This is a genomic window from Nostoc sp. FACHB-190, from assembly GCF_014696905.1.
Taxonomy (GTDB): Bacteria; Cyanobacteriota; Cyanobacteriia; order Cyanobacteriales; family Nostocaceae; genus Nostoc_B.
In genome coordinates this window covers 135,277-152,091 of record NZ_JACJQW010000019.1, presented here as the reverse complement: position 1 = coordinate 152,091, position 16,815 = coordinate 135,277, and the positions used below count along the sequence as shown (strand labels likewise).

The 16,815-nt window shown below is 42.8% G+C and carries 13 protein-coding genes; 6 read left to right on the top strand and 7 right to left on the bottom strand.

Annotated features, from left to right (window positions below; translation table 11 throughout):
* Positions 1 to 185: 185 nt before the first annotated feature.
* The 3 genes from H6G28_RS20480 to H6G28_RS20470 are packed head-to-tail and all read right to left on the bottom strand — an operon-like array spanning position 186 to position 3,931.
* Entirely contained in the window at positions 186 to 2,366 is a 2,181-nt protein-coding gene (locus H6G28_RS20480; protein WP_190673616.1) for a tetratricopeptide repeat protein, read from the bottom strand.
* Positions 2,367 to 2,423: 57 nt separating this feature from the next.
* Positions 2,424 to 3,206, bottom strand: coding sequence for a PP2C family serine/threonine-protein phosphatase (locus tag H6G28_RS20475; RefSeq protein WP_190673614.1), 783 nt, complete (start codon positions 3,204 to 3,206; stop codon positions 2,424 to 2,426).
* A 50-nt stretch (positions 3,207 to 3,256) separates the two neighbouring features.
* A complete protein-coding gene (locus tag H6G28_RS20470) occupies positions 3,257 to 3,931 on the bottom strand; it encodes a vWA domain-containing protein (RefSeq protein WP_190590678.1) in 675 nt (224 codons plus the stop codon).
* Positions 3,932 to 5,074: 1,143 nt separating this feature from the next.
* Here H6G28_RS20470 and H6G28_RS20465 point away from each other — a divergent pair.
* The 4 genes from H6G28_RS20465 (at position 5,075) to H6G28_RS20450 (ending at position 11,376) form a co-directional block, all read left to right on the top strand.
* Positions 5,075 to 6,466 (top strand): response regulator, encoded by a 1,392-nt coding sequence (locus H6G28_RS20465; protein ID WP_190590677.1) that lies wholly within the window; start codon positions 5,075 to 5,077, stop codon positions 6,464 to 6,466.
* Between the two features lie 266 nt (positions 6,467 to 6,732).
* Positions 6,733 to 7,713, top strand: coding sequence for an aldo/keto reductase (locus H6G28_RS20460; RefSeq protein WP_190673611.1), 981 nt, complete (start codon positions 6,733 to 6,735; stop codon positions 7,711 to 7,713).
* Between the two features lie 169 nt (positions 7,714 to 7,882).
* Positions 7,883 to 10,333, top strand: coding sequence for a heavy metal translocating P-type ATPase (locus H6G28_RS20455; RefSeq protein WP_190673609.1), 2,451 nt, complete (start codon positions 7,883 to 7,885; stop codon positions 10,331 to 10,333).
* 533 nt (positions 10,334 to 10,866) lie between these two features.
* Positions 10,867 to 11,376: an FHA domain-containing protein gene (locus tag H6G28_RS20450; RefSeq protein ID WP_190590673.1), complete on the top strand. Its 510-nt coding sequence runs from the start codon at positions 10,867 to 10,869 to the stop codon at positions 11,374 to 11,376.
* A 295-nt stretch (positions 11,377 to 11,671) separates the two neighbouring features.
* On the opposite strand, the gene H6G28_RS20445 is transcribed toward H6G28_RS20450, so the two are convergent.
* A complete protein-coding gene (locus H6G28_RS20445; RefSeq protein ID WP_190590725.1) occupies positions 11,672 to 12,019 on the bottom strand; it encodes a hypothetical protein in 348 nt (115 codons plus the stop codon).
* Between the two features lie 281 nt (positions 12,020 to 12,300).
* Here H6G28_RS20445 and thyD point away from each other — a divergent pair, with 281 nt between their 5' ends.
* Positions 12,301 to 13,218 (top strand): thylakoid membrane protein ThyD, encoded by a 918-nt coding sequence (thyD, locus tag H6G28_RS20440; RefSeq protein WP_190590672.1) that lies wholly within the window; start codon positions 12,301 to 12,303, stop codon positions 13,216 to 13,218.
* Positions 13,219 to 13,272: 54 nt separating this feature from the next.
* Here thyD and H6G28_RS20435 read toward each other — a convergent pair whose 3' ends face one another.
* The 3 genes from H6G28_RS20435 to H6G28_RS20425 all read right to left on the bottom strand — a co-directional run bounded on the left by H6G28_RS20435 (position 13,273) and on the right by H6G28_RS20425 (position 14,519).
* Positions 13,273 to 13,515, bottom strand: coding sequence for a DUF8620 family protein (locus tag H6G28_RS20435; RefSeq protein WP_062297575.1), 243 nt, complete (start codon positions 13,513 to 13,515; stop codon positions 13,273 to 13,275).
* Positions 13,516 to 13,666: 151 nt separating this feature from the next.
* Positions 13,667 to 14,089, bottom strand: a complete 423-nt coding sequence (locus H6G28_RS20430) for a hypothetical protein (RefSeq protein WP_190673608.1) — start codon at positions 14,087 to 14,089, stop codon at positions 13,667 to 13,669.
* A 73-nt stretch (positions 14,090 to 14,162) separates the two neighbouring features.
* Positions 14,163 to 14,519 (bottom strand): iron-sulfur cluster assembly accessory protein, encoded by a 357-nt coding sequence (locus H6G28_RS20425; protein ID WP_190590670.1) that lies wholly within the window; start codon positions 14,517 to 14,519, stop codon positions 14,163 to 14,165.
* Between the two features lie 318 nt (positions 14,520 to 14,837).
* Between H6G28_RS20425 and H6G28_RS20420 the strand changes: the two genes are divergently transcribed.
* Positions 14,838 to 16,472, top strand: a complete 1,635-nt coding sequence (locus tag H6G28_RS20420; RefSeq protein ID WP_190590669.1) for a DUF6930 domain-containing protein — start codon at positions 14,838 to 14,840, stop codon at positions 16,470 to 16,472.
* Positions 16,473 to 16,815: the final 343 nt, after the last annotated feature.

Below are 16,815 nucleotides of genomic sequence, written 5' to 3'. Positions count from 1 at the left end.
AGAAATCCCTGAGCCTATTTTATTAACCCAGATTTTTGCCAAGCTTACTGCTTTAGGACGCATTCATAACGTTTCTACAAGCGTTGAACCCTCGTAAATTGGCAGAGGTATTGCTCATTCTTCAACTTTTCTGGCTTCTGAATTCTGACTCCTGAATTCTTACGACAAATGACCAATGACTACCGCTAATTTGTGCCTACAGTTCCCCAAGCACTAGAACTTTGCAGTAAAGCATTACATTGACTTTCAATGATCACACACATACTGCTGAGTGCTTGTTGATAATTTTCTGTATCTTCTTGTTCTAAGGCGAGTTTGGCGGCTAATTGCAAGTCTTCGACGGCTTTTTGGTTATTTTTGTCTGCTTCTTTACCACCGTATTGAGCGACTTCATAGCGCACCATACCGCGTTTGAGATAAGCTTTTGCCAATTTTTCGTTAAGTTTTAATGCTTGGTCAAAGTCAGCGATCGCATTTTGGTATTGTTGAGCGTATTCGGTGCTGTACTGTGCCATTTGGTAATATACCGAGCCGCGTTGAAAATACGCTTCAGCTTTGGAGGCGTTGAGTTTAATCGCTGCGGAAAAATCGGCTATGGCTTGCTGGAACTCTTTGAGAGATTCACCACTATACTTGGCGATTTGCGCTCGGACAATCCCTCTACGGATATATGCTTCGGCTTCTTTGATGTTGAGGCGGATGGCATTGTTAAAATCTGCGATCGCTAAATGATATTCTCGATCTGGATCATTGCTATACTCAGCCAGCATGTAGCGAGCGTTACCACGATTTACAAAAGCTTTCACTTCCTGGGGATTAATTTCCAACGCTGTCGTATAGTCTGTTAATGCCCCTTCGTAGTCTTTAAGATTGTAACGAGCATTACCTCGATTAATAAAAGATTTGGCGTATTTTGGTTCTTCTTGGATGGCTTTGGTAAAACTTTCGACTGCTTGCTTATAGTCACGCACTTGGTAAGCAGTATGACCTTGTTTGTAATAATCAGCAAAATGTAGCACCTGCCGATTTGGTGCGGTATGTGTCATCAAGGTTTGCTGAGTATAGGCATTTTGCGACACAAACGGACGGGTAAATTTCACCATCACATCCAAATAACCCAACATCCCTAAGCCCAGACAACCTAAAACAATCGGGTAAATTTTGGATATCTTGCGCCGTTGATAAGGAAAATAATTCGGCTGATTATTTGGTCGCCAAGAATTACCCTTGGCAAATGACATAACTGGCTGTGGTAAGCGATGAGGCTGATTGTAGCGTCTGGTGGGAATGGTGGCTGGTTTGAGATGTTCTCGATTTTCAATTGCCCGTTGTGAGGGAAAAGGATCTCGGCCGCCTAAACGCAAAGTTCGTTCACACCAAGGGCAGCTATGCAAGTGATTACTGTAACGATGCTGAGGATTGGTAGTACAGGTAATTAAAGCATCTTCAGCTTCCGTCAGAGCCGACAACCAAGCTTGAGCATTGGGACGTAGCTGCGGGTTGTTGTGGCCAGTTTCAAAACACTGGATAAATAATGCCTGCAAGCTAGGATGTAGAATTTCCCAAGGAGGCGCAATGGGAGTCGGCAGATAAGGAACTTGGCGGTTTTGGCTGTAGGTGAAGTGTCCAGCCGCAATCCGGGCTTCGTAGGCTGGCGGTTCGGCAGTGCCTTGAAAAATCCCCGAAAAAGGATGTGTCCCTTCCATTAATAATTGGAAGATCAGCACTGCTAAACCAAAGGAGTCATGATCAATTGTGCGATCGTGTTGGGCGAAAACTTTGTTTTGCAGTTCTGGGGGAGTAAACTCTGGTTTACCCACTGCACAACGATAGACAAGATTATTATTTAAATCTGGCACTTGGAAAGAGTCAGTATCTACCAAACTCACCAGTGCTGTGTCACTGACTAAGATGTTGGACTCGTTGACATCACCCACGCAATAACCACTACTGTGCAGGGCTGCAAAAGCCGCCGCTAAATTCCGCGCTGTCCGCACTAAATATTGATAGTTGAATAACGGGCAGTGTTGGCGACGGGTTCTGGGGTTGTAAAAGTCAATAATTGGCCGCATCCCGCGAATCCGAGGCATGATAAAGCCAATGACAGTTTTACTCCCATCTGCTGTCTTGATTAACTCCTGTGGCCAAGCAATGGAAATATGCCCCAAATTAGCTGTCGGGTTTTCCGGTGGGTTCGCCAACATCGCTTGCAGTTTTTTAGCATGATTGGCTGTGGGTTTGTGATAAACCTTGGCCACTAAATCGCCATCAGATGGCACTGCATAAACACAGGCTTCACCACCTCGTCCTAAGCTGACGCTGAGGTTGATAATTTCTGGCTGGGGAAGACAACGTAGTACCTTCATGTTTAAGTCACTGTTAACGGGGGTTAGATAAAAAGACCGAACTTGCAGAATCCTTGTTTATGAGCGGTTGAAGGCAGCAATAATTAGTGTTAAATCATCGTCGGTACGTTGTGTTATCCGCTCAGAACCTAAAAACCTCACGAGTTGCTCTTTTGCTAAGGACTTATCCTCGGCGTTTTCGATAAAGTCAAACAAAGGAAAAAAGAAGGGTTTGTGAGGTTCGCCAACAACCATGTTTAAAGCCAGCATTTGTAGTCCATCGGTGAGGATACCAACGTTGACTATTTCTTCTCGCCATAATCTCATTTGGGCTGTGTCTATAGCATCTAAGGAAGTCAAGAAAGTCGTTTCGTTGATATATTCTCCGTTATTGGGTATGGTTAGCGCAATTAAATTTCCTTGACGATTTTTTGCGACTGCCATTCCGTCACCGATTTGAGCGGCTGCTACCATTTCTGGTGTAGCGATGGTAATGATTAAGGTAGTTGCCAAATCTTGGGGCTGTTGGTTACAAGCTGCGGCTTCTGTTTCTACGGCTTTTTTCGCAGCCAGCAAGGCATCACTCAACAAAGATTGCACTTCCAAATCATCCGCTAACACAGCGCGAGAAACTTCTTTGTGCGATAAATGTTCTACAGCTGCTTCTGTCGCCACCATTGCGCCAATTTTCCCCTGACTGGCAGAACCAGCGCCATCTGCTGCTGCGGCTACTAATATATTGTCTGGCAATAACTGCCAGTTGTGAGCATCCTGACACAGCTGCTTATTTCTGATGTGGCTGGTACCACATACAGATGCGGCGACTACCCGCCAATGATCAATCTGTTTTGATGTGTTCATAGATTCTGTGTCTGGGCTAGCTGTGTAAGTATGAAACCCCACGAGGGCGATTAAATGGAACCCCAGCCAATAGGAGGTAAGGCTACTTGTTCATCCACTTGGGAATGAGAAACAGCCGCCATACTTGCTGACAACCACATAAACATTTCCACAAAGTTTAATCCACGCAATTTCAGTGGTGTCCGCACAGCTAACTGATTGAGCGTTGTCATGTTGGCATTTTCTACACCTACAGAGAAAAAGGCTACGCGCTTGCTGGCTTCATCTCCTTGAACTCTTTGGGCGGCTTGAGCTACTAAATGTTCTTGTTCACCTTGTGGTTCACCATCGGTAATCATAAATACCCAAGGGCGATAGTAGGCAATGCCGTTGGAGCGATATAAGGATTTGCGCTCTTGCACCATATCTAAGGCTTTGTGAATGCCTGCGCCCATACTGGTGAGTCCTTGGGCAGTGAGAATTGGCGGGTTAAATTGATCGGCGGTTACAAAGTCTTGGACGACATTTACTTGACTATCAAATGTTACTATTGCTACCTCAACTCGACGAGATGCTAAGGAATTTTTGACTAATTCATCTTTTAAACTCAGCAAACCTTGATTTAATGCTTCTATGGGTTCGCCTTGCATGGAACCAGATGTATCTAGTAACAATACACAAGGGCAACGGGGTTCGGGGTTTTCCGCAAATTCTACTACTTCATCCAGGGTTAATGTATCTTGCATAACTTTTTGTGTTATGTTATAGTCCAAAGCTTTATTTTCCTTTTTTCAAAGTATATATTTCAGTTTCCGGAGTCTCACAGGGAATAAGCAAATTTTGGGCGATCGCCAGTCGAGTCTTTATGTACTATTAAACAAATACTTTTCCCTAAATTCTCTACACATTTATTAAAGTTTTCATCAAGTTACCGTTGCTCAACCGCAAATTTACCAAGAGTTCTGGTTTTCGGCATTCTCAGAACTACAAAGATTTATGTAGGGCAACCGCTAGAATATAATAAACATCAAAAGTTGCCCAGATAAAAATTTAAAGATTTTATGTGGAACATATTCATTTTTATCTCCGGCAAAAGTATTAACTCGTTCAATTGCTCATTCCAGTCACCTTGCAAGCGGGTTTTTTAGCTAAATACGGAATTGAGCTAGTAAAAATTTTGTTTTTGATTCATTTTCCTCAAGCTGGCTCAAAAATAAAAAGGAGTCAGAAAACAGAATTCAGAATTCAGAATACGCTACTCATGGAGGGATGGAGTTTTAGTCGGAAGAATACTTGAATTTCCTTGTGCATCGTAAGGGGCAAGGTTTTAAACCAATATTCATCATCCAGCGATGCACTGAGCTTGTCTTTCGCGTAGCGTCTCCGCCAGGAGAAGTGTCGTACAAAATTCATGCTGAACTCTGACGGATGTGTTCTTAATTCTTCTTCATAAATAATCTATCTGATGACAGATGTATTTTCCTGGGCTTGAATCTAGGGTGTGGGTAACTCTTAATCAAATGTCAAATTTCGATTGATTTAGGTTGGTGTCTTGGATCTGTTGGTACTTGAGCCTCCTAAAGGTAATATTTGTGGGTAAAGATTGGTAAAGCGTAAGCTCTGACTCCTGACTGAGTAAAAATACTAACTTCCACTATGACTTTTCAGAAATAGTAATGAAAAGTATTTTATAGGTATTGCTGTTTTGTCTTCGTAGATTGTCAAGCTGACTGGGTAAGACTTTGATTTCCATAGCTGTTAATCTCGATTTATTTTATCGGTCGAGAGAATAATTGTCCGGGAGACAGATTAAAACTAATAAAGTAAAACATACTTAAGAATCCAAATTTGCATAGATTCTGTATAATTTTCTAAAACAATTTTTTAAAATGTCTAATTTCGGTACATTTACAGTTTTACGTCCTCATAGTTTATTAAAACAACTGTCTCATAGTGTCGAAACGACTTGTATACAAGCATTTAGCAACCTAGTAACATGGCTAATTTATTTAGAACAGGGAAACATCACCTACGCGACAAACTCAGTTGAACCTTTTGATAGATTAGAACGCCAGCTGCGCCGCCTGAATTTGCTCAGTAGCGAAATTCGCGTAGAATTACGCATGAATTTTGAATCTGATGTTTTTAATCATGCCATTGCTAATAGCAACGATTTATCAACTCAGCCTGCTGACTATCAAGCAATTCATTGGCTAATTAAAGAAGGTTATCTGGATGATGCACAAGCGACAATTTTGATTCAAGAACTTGTCAAAGAAGTGATGGAATCATTTTTGTTAGTAAAAACAGGTACTTATGCTTTAAGTGATGCAACCCAAACATTGAGCAAAATTTGTCGTCTGGATGTCGAAAAAACTCTAGAAATTTGTCACATTAGACTACAAAATTGGCAATCTTTCGCTCCCCAAATTTCTTCACCTTATCAGCGTCCATATCTGTTAATTAACAGGAATTTCCACAGCAAGAACTTACCGCAACTACCACGAGAATTAACAGCTTGGATGAAAGGGTTTAGCCTGCGACATCTGGCTGTAATTATGAATCAAGATGAAATGCAACTGGCTCAACATTTATACCCTCATATTGTGCAAGGAGGGGTAATTATGCACGAACCAGATCCACCATTTGATCAATTACCAAAGCATCAGCCGGAAGTTTCAGGATCTGCTCGATATACAACAGCATTACTCAACAGACAATTCATCGACACAGTAGTAGAACCCAGTAGTCGCTATCTAGAAGCAGAAACGGCGCTGGCTGTTGAAGATTTTAACCTGGTGGTGCGATCGCCCCAAGCAACCTCACCATCAATTCACAATCTTCAGGAATTAACAATACCAAATACCATAAACTCTCCGCCCGAAAGAGTAACGACTACTACCGTCACCGCCAAAAAGACCTATAAAATCATTTCTGTGGATGATAGCCAGACAATTCTCAAAGAAATTAGTCGTTTTTTGGAAAGTGAGAATTTTTCTGTAGTGACAATTGATGATCCCCTCAAAGCGGTGATGTCAATTATTCGCCATAAACCAGACTTAATTTTGTTGGATCTCAACATGGCTGGAATTGATGGTTATGAATTATGCAAAATAATTCGCAATAATTCTACCTTTAAACATACTCCGATTATTTTTGTCACAGGTAATAAAGGAATTGTGGATAAAGTCAAAGCTAAATTAGTCGGAGCCTCTGGTTATTTAACTAAACCTTTTACCCGTGCAGAACTGCTGAAACTTGTGTTTATGCACTTGGCTTGAAAAAGTAGGGAGTTGGGAGTAGGGAGTTGGGGAGTGGTTCGGCTACGCGGTAATCGAGCGAAGCGATGCACTGAGCTTGTCGAAGTGTCGAGATTCACCAACCGGGGCAGGGGGGACAAGGGAGACAAGGGAGACAAGGGGGACATAGAAGCAATCTTTTTACCTTGTCTACCCCCTCTACCTTGTCTACTCCCACTCAGCACTCAGGATGAAATTAAAGGCCGATGTATGCCGATAATACAGATGGTGCGTGATTGACAATCAAAATGCAAATCAGTCGAGAACTATCCCTAGCAAAAATGGGTTGCGGAACTTGGGCGTGGGGAAACCAACTGCTGTGGGGATACAACGAAAACATGGATGAGCAGCTACAAGCTGTGTTTAACTTATGTGTCAGTAATGGTGTAACTTTATTTGACACGGGTGATTCTTACGGTACTGGGAGATTAAATGGACGTAGTGAGTTACTCTTGGGGCGATTTGCTCAAGCGTATCAAGGTTTAAACCAGGAAAAGATTTGCATTGCAACAAAGCTGGCTGCGTATCCTTGGCGATGGACACGCAATTCAATGATTAAAGCTTGTCAGTCTTCCGCCCAGCGTTTAGGTAGAAACGTTGATTTGGTACAGATGCACTGGTCTACAGCTAATTATGCACCTTGGCAAGAAAAAGGTTTATTAGAGGGTTTGGCTGATCTTTACGAACAAGGTTTAGTGAAAGGTGTTGGGTTGTCGAATTATGGGCCAAAACGCTTAAAAATGGTGCAGCAAAGATTTGCCGAACGAGGTGTGCCGATTTCCACCTTGCAAGTGCAGTATTCTTTGTTATCGACTTATCCGGTGACGCAACTGGGACTCAAAGATGTGTGTGATGAATTGGGGATTAAATTAATTGCCTACAGTCCTTTGGCTTTGGGGATATTAACAGGTAAATATTCCGAGACAAGGAATTTTCCCAAAGGTGTGCGTGGGTTGTTATTTAGACAGTTATTACCGGGAGTGCGATCGCTGTTAGCATGTTTACAAGAAATCGCCCAATCAAGAAATAAAACCATGTCACAGGTAGCCATTAACTGGTGTATCTGTAAAGGGACTATTCCCATCCCTGGTGCAAAATCCCTCGCCCAAGCACAAGATAATATTGGTGCGTTGGGTTGGCAACTCGATGCTGGCGAAATAGCAGAGTTAGATAAAGCCGCAAGCAGTACAGATAAAGTGATGGTGCAGAATATTTTTCAGACGCAGTGAGGGTGGAAGTGCCTTGCCTTTGCGCGAAACAAAATTCATCCCACTCATTAGCAACGCCGAAAAATTAATGTTATTGATATTCAGTCATAGTTCCAAATTTCGCCTACGCTCGAAATAGAGATGCTTATAATCAGGCGTTAGATGTTCGTAGTGAATCTAAAAACTTGCCATGCAACTTGTGTCGAAAACGAACCTTGACCCAGAACTAGCCCCCGCTTCCGAGACAATTATTCTGGATGTGGGAGGGATGAAGTGTGCTGGGTGTGTAAGTGCTGTAGAACGTCAGCTAACTCAATATCCGGGGGTCAAAACTGCTTGCGTCAATTTGGCGACAGAAGTTGCAGTCGTAGAGTCAGAAGTTGGGGCGGTAGATGCAGATGCACTGGCAAAGCGATTAACTACTGCTGGATTTCCAACTCAACCCCGCAAATCTAGCCAACAAGCTGCTTTAGAAGATTCTGCCAACAGACAGCACCAAGAAATGCGTGCAGCATTCCGACAATTAGCGATCGCTGCTATATTACTGGTGTTGTCGGGAATTGGGCATCTGAGCAGTTTCATTGGCATAACTTGGCCAATATTAGACAACATTTGGTTTCATTGTGGACTCGCAACAGTAGCACTGTTATTTCCTGGTCGTCCTATTATTTTTGATGGCTGGCTGGGTTGGCGGCGCAATTCTCCCAATATGAACACCTTAATCGGTTTGGGAACAATCACCGCTTACACTGCGAGTTTAGTGGCGCTGTTGTTCCCCCAAATGGGTTGGGAGTGCTTCTTTGATGAACCAGTGATGATGTTAGGCTTTATCCTTTTGGGCAGAACCTTAGAAAGACAAGCCAGAGGTAGGGCGGCTAACGCCTTTCGGCAATTACTCGCTCTCCAACCACAGGTAGCCAGGTTAATTCCCAACCCAGACCCAGAAAAATTGGGAATTGCGGCTAACAGTATCGAAATCCCCGCCGAACAAGTGCGGGTGGGTGAATGGTTGCAGGTATTACCTGGAGATAAAATCCCTGTAGACGGTGAAGTGCGCTTTGGGCAGACAACCATAGATGAGTCGATGTTAACGGGCGAAGCTGTACCTGTAAGTAAACAAGCAGGTGATCTAGTTACTGCCGGCACAATCAACCAATCAGGTGCGATCTCAATTCAAGCAACCCGTACAGGCAACGATACCACCTTGGCGCAAATTGTCGCCCTAGTAGAAGCAGCCCAAACCCGCAAAGCACCTGTACAAAAATTAGCCGATAAAGTCGCTGGATACTTCACCTACGGCGTGTTGACCGCTTCTGTATTCACCTTTGTCTTTTGGTACTTTTTTGGCACAAACATTTGGCCTGATATCATCATCTCCAGTGGTATGGAAATGATGAGTCACACCGCCCATAGCCACAACTCCCCACTCCCCACTCCCCACTCCCCATTATTAACTAGCTTAAAACTAGCGATCGCCGTGATGGTAGTTGCTTGTCCCTGTGCTTTAGGTCTAGCCACACCCACAGCCATTCTCGTCGGCACTGGTATAGGCGCAGAACGCGGTTTATTAATCAAAGGCGGTGACGTTTTAGAAAAAGTCCACAAACTAAATACAGTCGTTTTTGATAAAACAGGCACACTCACCACTGGTAATCCTACTGTTACTGATTGCCTAGAACTAGCCCACTCCCCACTCTCTACTCCCTACTCCCTCATGCAACTAGCCGCAGCAGTAGAAAGTGGCACTTATCACCCCTTAGCTAAAGCCATTCAACAAGAAGTACAACGTCAGCAATTAACTATTCCCAATGCCGTTGATTTCCATACCGAACCAGGGCTAGGAGTGTCTGCGGTAGTGGAAGAAACAATAGTGCTGTTAGGCAATCAAGATTGGTTAAGTTGGCATGGAGTTGTGGTTAGTGAAATTGCCAAACGAGAAATTCAAAGACTGGCGACAGCAGGCAAAACAGTTGTATGTGTTGCTGTTGGGGGTAGTTTAGTGGGACTCATCGCCATTCAAGATACCCTACGACCTGATGCCAAAACCACAGTACAAAAATTGCAGCACAAGGGTTTAAGAGTAATGTTACTCAGTGGCGATCGCCAAGAAGCCGCCAATGCGATCGGTAAACAACTAGGATTAGATCATGCTGATATCATCGCCGGAGTCCCACCCAGTAAAAAAGCCGAACTAATTAAATCTCTACAAACTGAAACCCAACACTCAGCACTCAGCACTCAGCACTCAGCACTCAACACTCGGCACTCAATTGTAGCGATGGTGGGAGATGGCATTAATGATGCACCCGCTTTATCTCAAGCCGATGTCGGGATTGCCTTACACTCAGGTACAGATGTAGCAATGGAAACTGCGGAAATTATCTTGATGCGCGATCGCTTAAGTGACGTTGTAGAATCCATTAGCCTCAGTCGTGCCACATTCAACAAAATCCGCCAAAATTTATTTTGGGCTTTTGCATACAATACCTTGGGGATTCCTTTAGCAGCTGGTGTTTTATTACCTAGTATGGGTTTCGTCCTCAGTCCATCAAACGCCGCCGCACTCATGGCCTTTAGTTCAGTCAGTGTTGTGACTAACTCCATATTCTTACGAAGACTAACTCACAGGCAATCAGCTTAGTTAGGACTTATGCACAAAGATTGTCTGTGGAGACTGGGTGTGGGGGTGAAAGGGTTTGAGGGTGTAAGGTTTTTGGATATATATACTCATATACCTTCACACCCTTCTCTACACCTTTGATTTTTCGTTTGACTGTGTAAGTCCTATTAGTATTTTTACTCAGCACTCAGCGAGAAGTTGCGTGCGCGGGTTCCCCGCGTTGAGCAAACTTCGGTGACTCAGTATTTTCTGAGAATGCAAACTGAATGCCAGTTTTCTCAACACAGGTTAAACTGAATTGTTAGTTAGGTGTAAAACATCTTATACCAATTCACGAAATTACTGATACAAATCACTTTATCTGCACCTCTCCTTCTGTTCGCCGAGCGTTCGCGCAGCGTCTCCGTCAGGAGAAGTCGAGGCGCGGCTTTTGTATCTGTATCACTTTTTAAGTGAAATGGTTTTACAGAGTAGAACCTTAATGTTCTACTCTTCTGAGTCAGAACAGCTTTCAAGTTTGTCAGAGTTATCACCACAGACTGTAGTAAGCAAGAATGGTAGTAAATAATAATAGACCAACATTAATTAATCAAAATTCTGTTGATAGTGATCACGATATATCAATGGCACCAGAAACTCATGAAAGCCATCTACTGATTCTTGAAGATGATCAAGGTCGTAAGGAATTTTCTCTCGAAAATCCTGTTTACTCTATTGGTCGAGACCGTGATTGCAACATCCGTTTATTCTCTCAGTTTGTCTCTCGCCATCATGCTACCTTAGTCAGATTGCCAAGAGGAAAAAACAATCAAACAGATTACTATCGAATTGTAGATGGTGATGCCAAAGGTAGACCTAGTGCCAATGGACTGATGATTAATGGGCGCAAAATGCCAGCCCACGATTTAAAAAATGAAGATGAAATTGTTTTTGGCCCTCAAGTACGCGCCATTTATTATCTCTTGAGAAATACTCAACGTTCAGGACAAACTGATTCCAGTGAGTACGATATCACTCTAATTAACCCTGGTATGACCGACGATCCAGAAGATGTGCAAAAATAAAAATCAGCTAATTTGCGGATAGTTCGCCTGTTTTACACCAGCTTAATTTGTCGCAGTTAGCCTAGTACAATAAGGCAAAAGGAAAAAGAAATAATAACTATACCACAAGCCTTTTAGCAATTTCTTATGGTCACTGAGCGTACTTGTACTGAGCGCAGCCGAAGTGTGGTCTGTTTATTTAAGCCGACCTGTACTAGTAGCCTTCCACTTACAGCAGAATTCACAATGAGAATAGGCTATCTATTTAGCTTTAACAACTAAATGATGTATTTCACTCACTTGAAATCTGCTGTAATTAACCAGCGAGACTTTGAATTAAATGCCAATGGCGACTTTGTTCAATTTCCTGTTTGACAAATTCAAACATTTTTTGGCAGTGATTCTCCAAGTAAATGGGCAATTCTTCATTTTTCACAATGACACTCATCCGGGATTCTGTTTCAGTGGCGCTTGATCTGTCAATGAATACTTCAACTTTGACCGATTTAGAAAAGAAAACATTACCAGGAATTTCACGAGCCAGAATGTAATCTGACTTGTAATACTGAATTTCCAAATCGCAGCCTTGGAGAAGTTCTAACAATAATGGCTGAAGACGGTCAATCGAAAGACCAATTGTAAATGAACAGGTATAGCGAGCCATAATAGCCCCAAGCATTGCAACACTCCGTCCATCGTATAATACCAAAGCCGCCAAACGGCAATACATTACAGATTGATTACATAAAGGTACTGGCAAATTGGCTGAAATTCAGTGCTTTTCCCTAACTTACCAGAGAAACACATCTTGAAAATTTGATAAAAAACTTTAAAATAAGTCCAATTTTCTAGAGAATGGCGGGAAATGGATTGGCCGAACATAGATTGAGACAGCAATTTTCAATCTAAAATCCAAAATTGTATAAGGCTTTGGGGAGGTGCAGAATGAAAGTAGCAATTACAGGAGCAACAGGATTAGTCGGGAGTCGTTTAGTAGAAAGACTGCAAACCGAAGGTCATCAAGTATTGGTATTAACACGTAATGCTGGTTTTGCTCAAAAGGTGTTTCCAGCCGTCAATTTTCCTAGTGTAGAAATTATTACATACACACCAACAACATCAGGTACTTGGCAAGATGCCGTTAGTGGTTGCGAAGCTGTCGTGAATCTGGCAGGCGAACCTATTGGTGAGGGACGCTGGACAGCAGAACGTAAGCAAGAAATCCTCAATAGTCGTCAGCTAGGTACTCAGAAAATAGTTGAAGCCATAGCTAAAGCTAACTCCAAACCCAGAGTATTAGTTAACACTTCGGCTATTGGTTTCTACGGTACAAGTGAAACCGCTACTTTTGATGAAGCCAGTGTATCGGGTAATGATTTTTTGGCTCAAGTCTGCCAAGCCTGGGAAGCAGAAGCCACAAAGGTTAAAGATGCAGGTGTGCGACTGGTAATTCTGCGTTTTGGGATTGTTCTTGGTAAGGGTGGAGCTTTAGCCAAAATGATTCCACCTTTTCAGATGTTTGCTGGAGGGCCAATTGGTAGTGGTCGCCAATGGTTTTCGTGGATTCATATTGACGATGTAGTGAACTTAATTTTGCAAGCTTTAAGCAAGTCAGATATGGAAGGAGTATATAATGCCACTGCTCCAAATCCGGTGCGGATGAATGATCTGGCTCAAACTGTCGGAACAGTCTTAAATCGTCCTTCTTGGTTGCCTGTTCCGGCTTTTGCCATTGAAGCTTTACTGGGAGACGGCGCAATTGTCGTTTTAGAAGGTCAACAGGTTCTGCCAAAGCGCACTTTAGAATCAGGTTTCACCTATCAATATCCCAATTTACAACCAGCTTTGAAGCAAATTTTATAATAAAAGTCAATAGTCAATAGTCCAGTTTTTTGACTATTGACTATTGACAAATAACTAATCAGTGAGAAATTTCCGAGATACCCAACTGATAATTCCGCTTAAAATTGCACCCCCCATCAGGATGCCAATAGCGGGGTTAAATAATGGTTGCCAAAGCTTGTGCCATAAATCAAGACCCAAATTTATGCCCGCAGCATCACCAAAAACTGCGATCGCAAACCAACCAAAGCCAAATAACACCAAGAACACATCGGCTACCAAAATCAAGTTCAGCCAATTTAGTAGTTTATCTTTCATATCGACAATTTGAGACTAGGGGCTAGGGCTAGGGGCTAGAGGTTAGGAATATAAAAATTAAGCAATATAAATTAGCTATGACAAAGTGACGCTCACTAAGGATGTTACTTTCACCTCTAGCCCCTAGCCGCTAACCTCTATCCTCTCACCTCTACTCTTCAAATAACCACTTCTTAACTTTTCTGAGACTTTCCCAGTCTGGTTTTCGACTCAGACCGTCTTCAATACTACTGTTAATTTCATCGCGCCATTCTGGGTTTACCAAGAATAACTGTTGTACAACATCAATGTGTTGGCGTAACCCTTTTTGACCAGTTTCTAGCATTGCTATAGCTAAATTAACTCTGGCTTGTGGGTCTTGGGGACTTAGCTTGACAGCTTTTTGTGCAGCCTTATAAGCTAAGTTGGACTTGTTGTCTAACATATATAACCATGCTAGACAAATCCAAGCGGCGGCGGTTTTGGGAGCGCGATCGCATACCTCCTTAAACACAGGGATCAAAGCATCCACTGATTCGCCAGCTTTATAACGTTCCAAACCTTCATCAAACAAGGATTCAACGGTGTTAGTCATTAGTCAAGAGTCAATAGTCATTGGTCAATAGTCATTAGTCAATATAAAGAACAAATGACAAATGACAATCTTACTACACACCAAATGACTTACCACAACCACAGGTTTGACTAGCGTTAGGGTTAGTGAACTGAAAACCGCCGCCAATCATCGCATTGCTATAGTCAAGCATCAAGCCATACAAATACAACAGGCTTTTGCGATCGCAAACAATTTGAAAGCCGTCATAGTCAAAAACGTCATCCTGGGGGGTGATCTTGCTCTTGTCTTCAAAGTCCATCATATAAGACATCCCGGAGCATCCCCCTTGTCGCACTCCTACCCGCAGGCATAAATCTTGACCTTGTTGCGCTTGCAGGAGTTTGACTTGGCGCAAAGCTGCTTCGCTTAATAAAATGCCACGTTGTTGAGGTTGGGTTGCTTGTGTCATATTTTGTTAACTCCTTAATAACTAGTAACTTTATACAAACTTGTAATTGCTGCTGGGTTGATGGGTAATTTGTGTATATATTCTAGCGACATTGAGGCCAGAAATTGCCAATTGTAAACACTCCGTCAAAAGCAGGCAAAGCTTTTTATTCTAGAATTGAGAGACTCGGTGTATTTAAACATTCGGTATTTTCAGAATTTCAGCCTTGTGGCAACCTGAGTCGCCATTCCTCTCCAGGTACAGCCCGGAAAATTTCTTTCCAGGTTAGCCATCCCCAACAGTTGATATACAAATTGCTTCCTTTGATGAACTGACTCTATGACAAGTTTTAATCGCTCTACCAATCGTCGGTTGAATAAATTACCCCAAATTCCTTCTGTATGGGAGGGCGATCGCCGTCCATTGTCATCGTCACCAATCCCGCATTCCGACTCATCGGCCAATGGTGATTGTATTCTTTGGGTTGATGGCTCACAAGGTGTTGTTCGTGGCATGGATGTAGTACCTCCCGAAACAGGCCCAGAAGCAATTGTTCGCACCCTGATGCGGGCAATGGAGCATCCCCACAGTCCGGCTAAACCTGCCAGACCCCAAAAAATTGTAGTCAAAGACCGAGAAATTCAATTTTACCTGCGTGGCGTGCTGCAAGATTTAGATATTGTGATTGACTACGCCCCAGACTTACCCTTAATTGATGAATTATTTCGCGGCTTTGCAGAAATTGTTGATAGCCAAATTCCAGATTTACCGCCACAGTATGCCCAAGCTTTGCAAGAAAAGGCTTTTGCCCTTTGGCAAGCAGCCCCTTGGGAATTTTTGGAAGAACAGCAAATTATCTCCATCGAAATTAATAAATGGGATGTCGGGAAACTTTACGCCTCAGTTATGGGAATGTTGGGGATGGAGTACGGCATTTTGTTTTATCGCTCGGAAGAATCCCTGCAACGTTTTCGGGCCGCAGTTTTGCAACATGAAGATTCCCAAGGACATTTAGAAGAAGCTTTTCTCAAGCAAGATTGTCTATTTCTCACTTTTGAAAGCCTCGATGCGGATGACGAGGATGAAGATGAAACAGACGATTTAGCCGAGATGGAGTTATCAGAAATCGCCCCGACTTTTGGCAACATTCACCCCTTAGAAGGACTGCGTTCTGTTTTATATGACGAAGAGGCGCTAGTAGTTTATGTTGCTTTAGAAAGTTTATGTCGTTTTATTCGTGACCATCGTCGTCAGTTATCTGATGACATCTTCCCAGAACTCAGCCATCGCTATCGAATTTCTCTTCCCGAAGCCGAGGGCGCAACTAAATCGGTTCCAGTGAAGGTTGCTTCGATGCCAAAATTGGCTGCTGAGTTAGAGGAAATGGCTGGCTTTGGTACAGATGAATCGGAAATAGACACATCAGATTCCCCGATTTTCCGGTCTTTACGCGATGACTTAATTCCTGAAGATTCTTTTCTCAGCTTGGGTGTGGTGTCTTGGGAAATGTTGGAATATCTCCGCAAAGGTGTAACTTATCATCCAGCCGGGGAAATTAAACAGGTAGGTGATGGATTACCTGTAATCTTGATTCAAACTTCCCGCCCCAAAGCCAAGACGGTAATTGAAAATATAGAAGCGGCTGGTGGACTCAAAGCCATCTGCTTTAATCCTGGCGCTGATCCGTTTGATGGCGATCGCTACGACTTGGGTTTGCTGCAAACTCAAAATGGTGAATTGTTTTTATTCGGCGAATTTTTAGATGATGATCCCATCCATGTCGAAGCTCGCAAAAAATGGAATCAGAGGTGTAAGAACACCAAAGGTTACTGCGGTTTAATTATTGCCAAAGGATTAACCGGCGCAGCTCGCGGTAATCCTCAACTGCGCGATATGGTGGCTTTGTTTGAAGCGCGATCGCTTTCACCCAAAGATTTGGGTCTTGGCACTTTACAACTTATGCCACAACTGTAATTTCATCAACATGAGAACTTACGCATAAAAACGAAAAATCAAGGGTTTTGGCGAGGGTATAGGGGTGTATGTGTCTAAAATCCTTATACCAATACCATGTTAGATTTTAGATTTTGGATTGAGACAGGCTTTACTGGTAAGCTTTTGGGCAATTCATTTGTCGCAATCATTCTTCAATTTGGTATGGGTTGCGTTCAGAAATAGTATTCCTACTCCCCACTCCCATCTCAAATTACTGTCTTTGATTGCAACTTGGTATAGCTTGTCATTCGCGTAGCGTCTCCAGCAGGATCAGTGTTCCCTCTTGCCTCTTTTCCCTTATCTTCCCCCAAAATCCCAAAAT

Excerpts from the sequence above, each read along its gene's own strand:
- H6G28_RS20480 (WP_190673616.1), bottom strand. The coding sequence starts at position 2,366 with ATGAAGGTACTACGTTGTCTTCCCCAGCCAGAAATTATCAACCTCAGC.
- H6G28_RS20420 (WP_190590669.1), top strand. The coding sequence starts at position 14,838 with ATGACAAGTTTTAATCGCTCTACCAATCGTCGGTTGAATAAATTACCC.
- H6G28_RS20425 (WP_190590670.1), bottom strand. The coding sequence starts at position 14,519 with ATGACACAAGCAACCCAACCTCAACAACGTGGCATTTTATTAAGCGAA.
- H6G28_RS20430 (WP_190673608.1), bottom strand. The coding sequence starts at position 14,089 with ATGACTAACACCGTTGAATCCTTGTTTGATGAAGGTTTGGAACGTTAT.
- H6G28_RS20460 (WP_190673611.1), top strand. The coding sequence starts at position 6,733 with ATGCAAATCAGTCGAGAACTATCCCTAGCAAAAATGGGTTGCGGAACT.
- H6G28_RS20450 (WP_190590673.1), top strand. The coding sequence starts at position 10,867 with ATGGTAGTAAATAATAATAGACCAACATTAATTAATCAAAATTCTGTT.
- H6G28_RS20475 (WP_190673614.1), bottom strand. The coding sequence starts at position 3,206 with ATGAACACATCAAAACAGATTGATCATTGGCGGGTAGTCGCCGCATCT.
- thyD (WP_190590672.1), top strand. The coding sequence starts at position 12,301 with ATGAAAGTAGCAATTACAGGAGCAACAGGATTAGTCGGGAGTCGTTTA.
- H6G28_RS20445 (WP_190590725.1), bottom strand. The coding sequence starts at position 12,019 with ATGGCTCGCTATACCTGTTCATTTACAATTGGTCTTTCGATTGACCGT.
- H6G28_RS20470 (WP_190590678.1), bottom strand. The coding sequence starts at position 3,931 with ATGCAAGATACATTAACCCTGGATGAAGTAGTAGAATTTGCGGAAAAC.
- H6G28_RS20455 (WP_190673609.1), top strand. The coding sequence starts at position 7,883 with ATGCAACTTGTGTCGAAAACGAACCTTGACCCAGAACTAGCCCCCGCT.
- H6G28_RS20465 (WP_190590677.1), top strand. The coding sequence starts at position 5,075 with ATGTCTAATTTCGGTACATTTACAGTTTTACGTCCTCATAGTTTATTA.
- H6G28_RS20435 (WP_062297575.1), bottom strand. The coding sequence starts at position 13,515 with ATGAAAGATAAACTACTAAATTGGCTGAACTTGATTTTGGTAGCCGAT.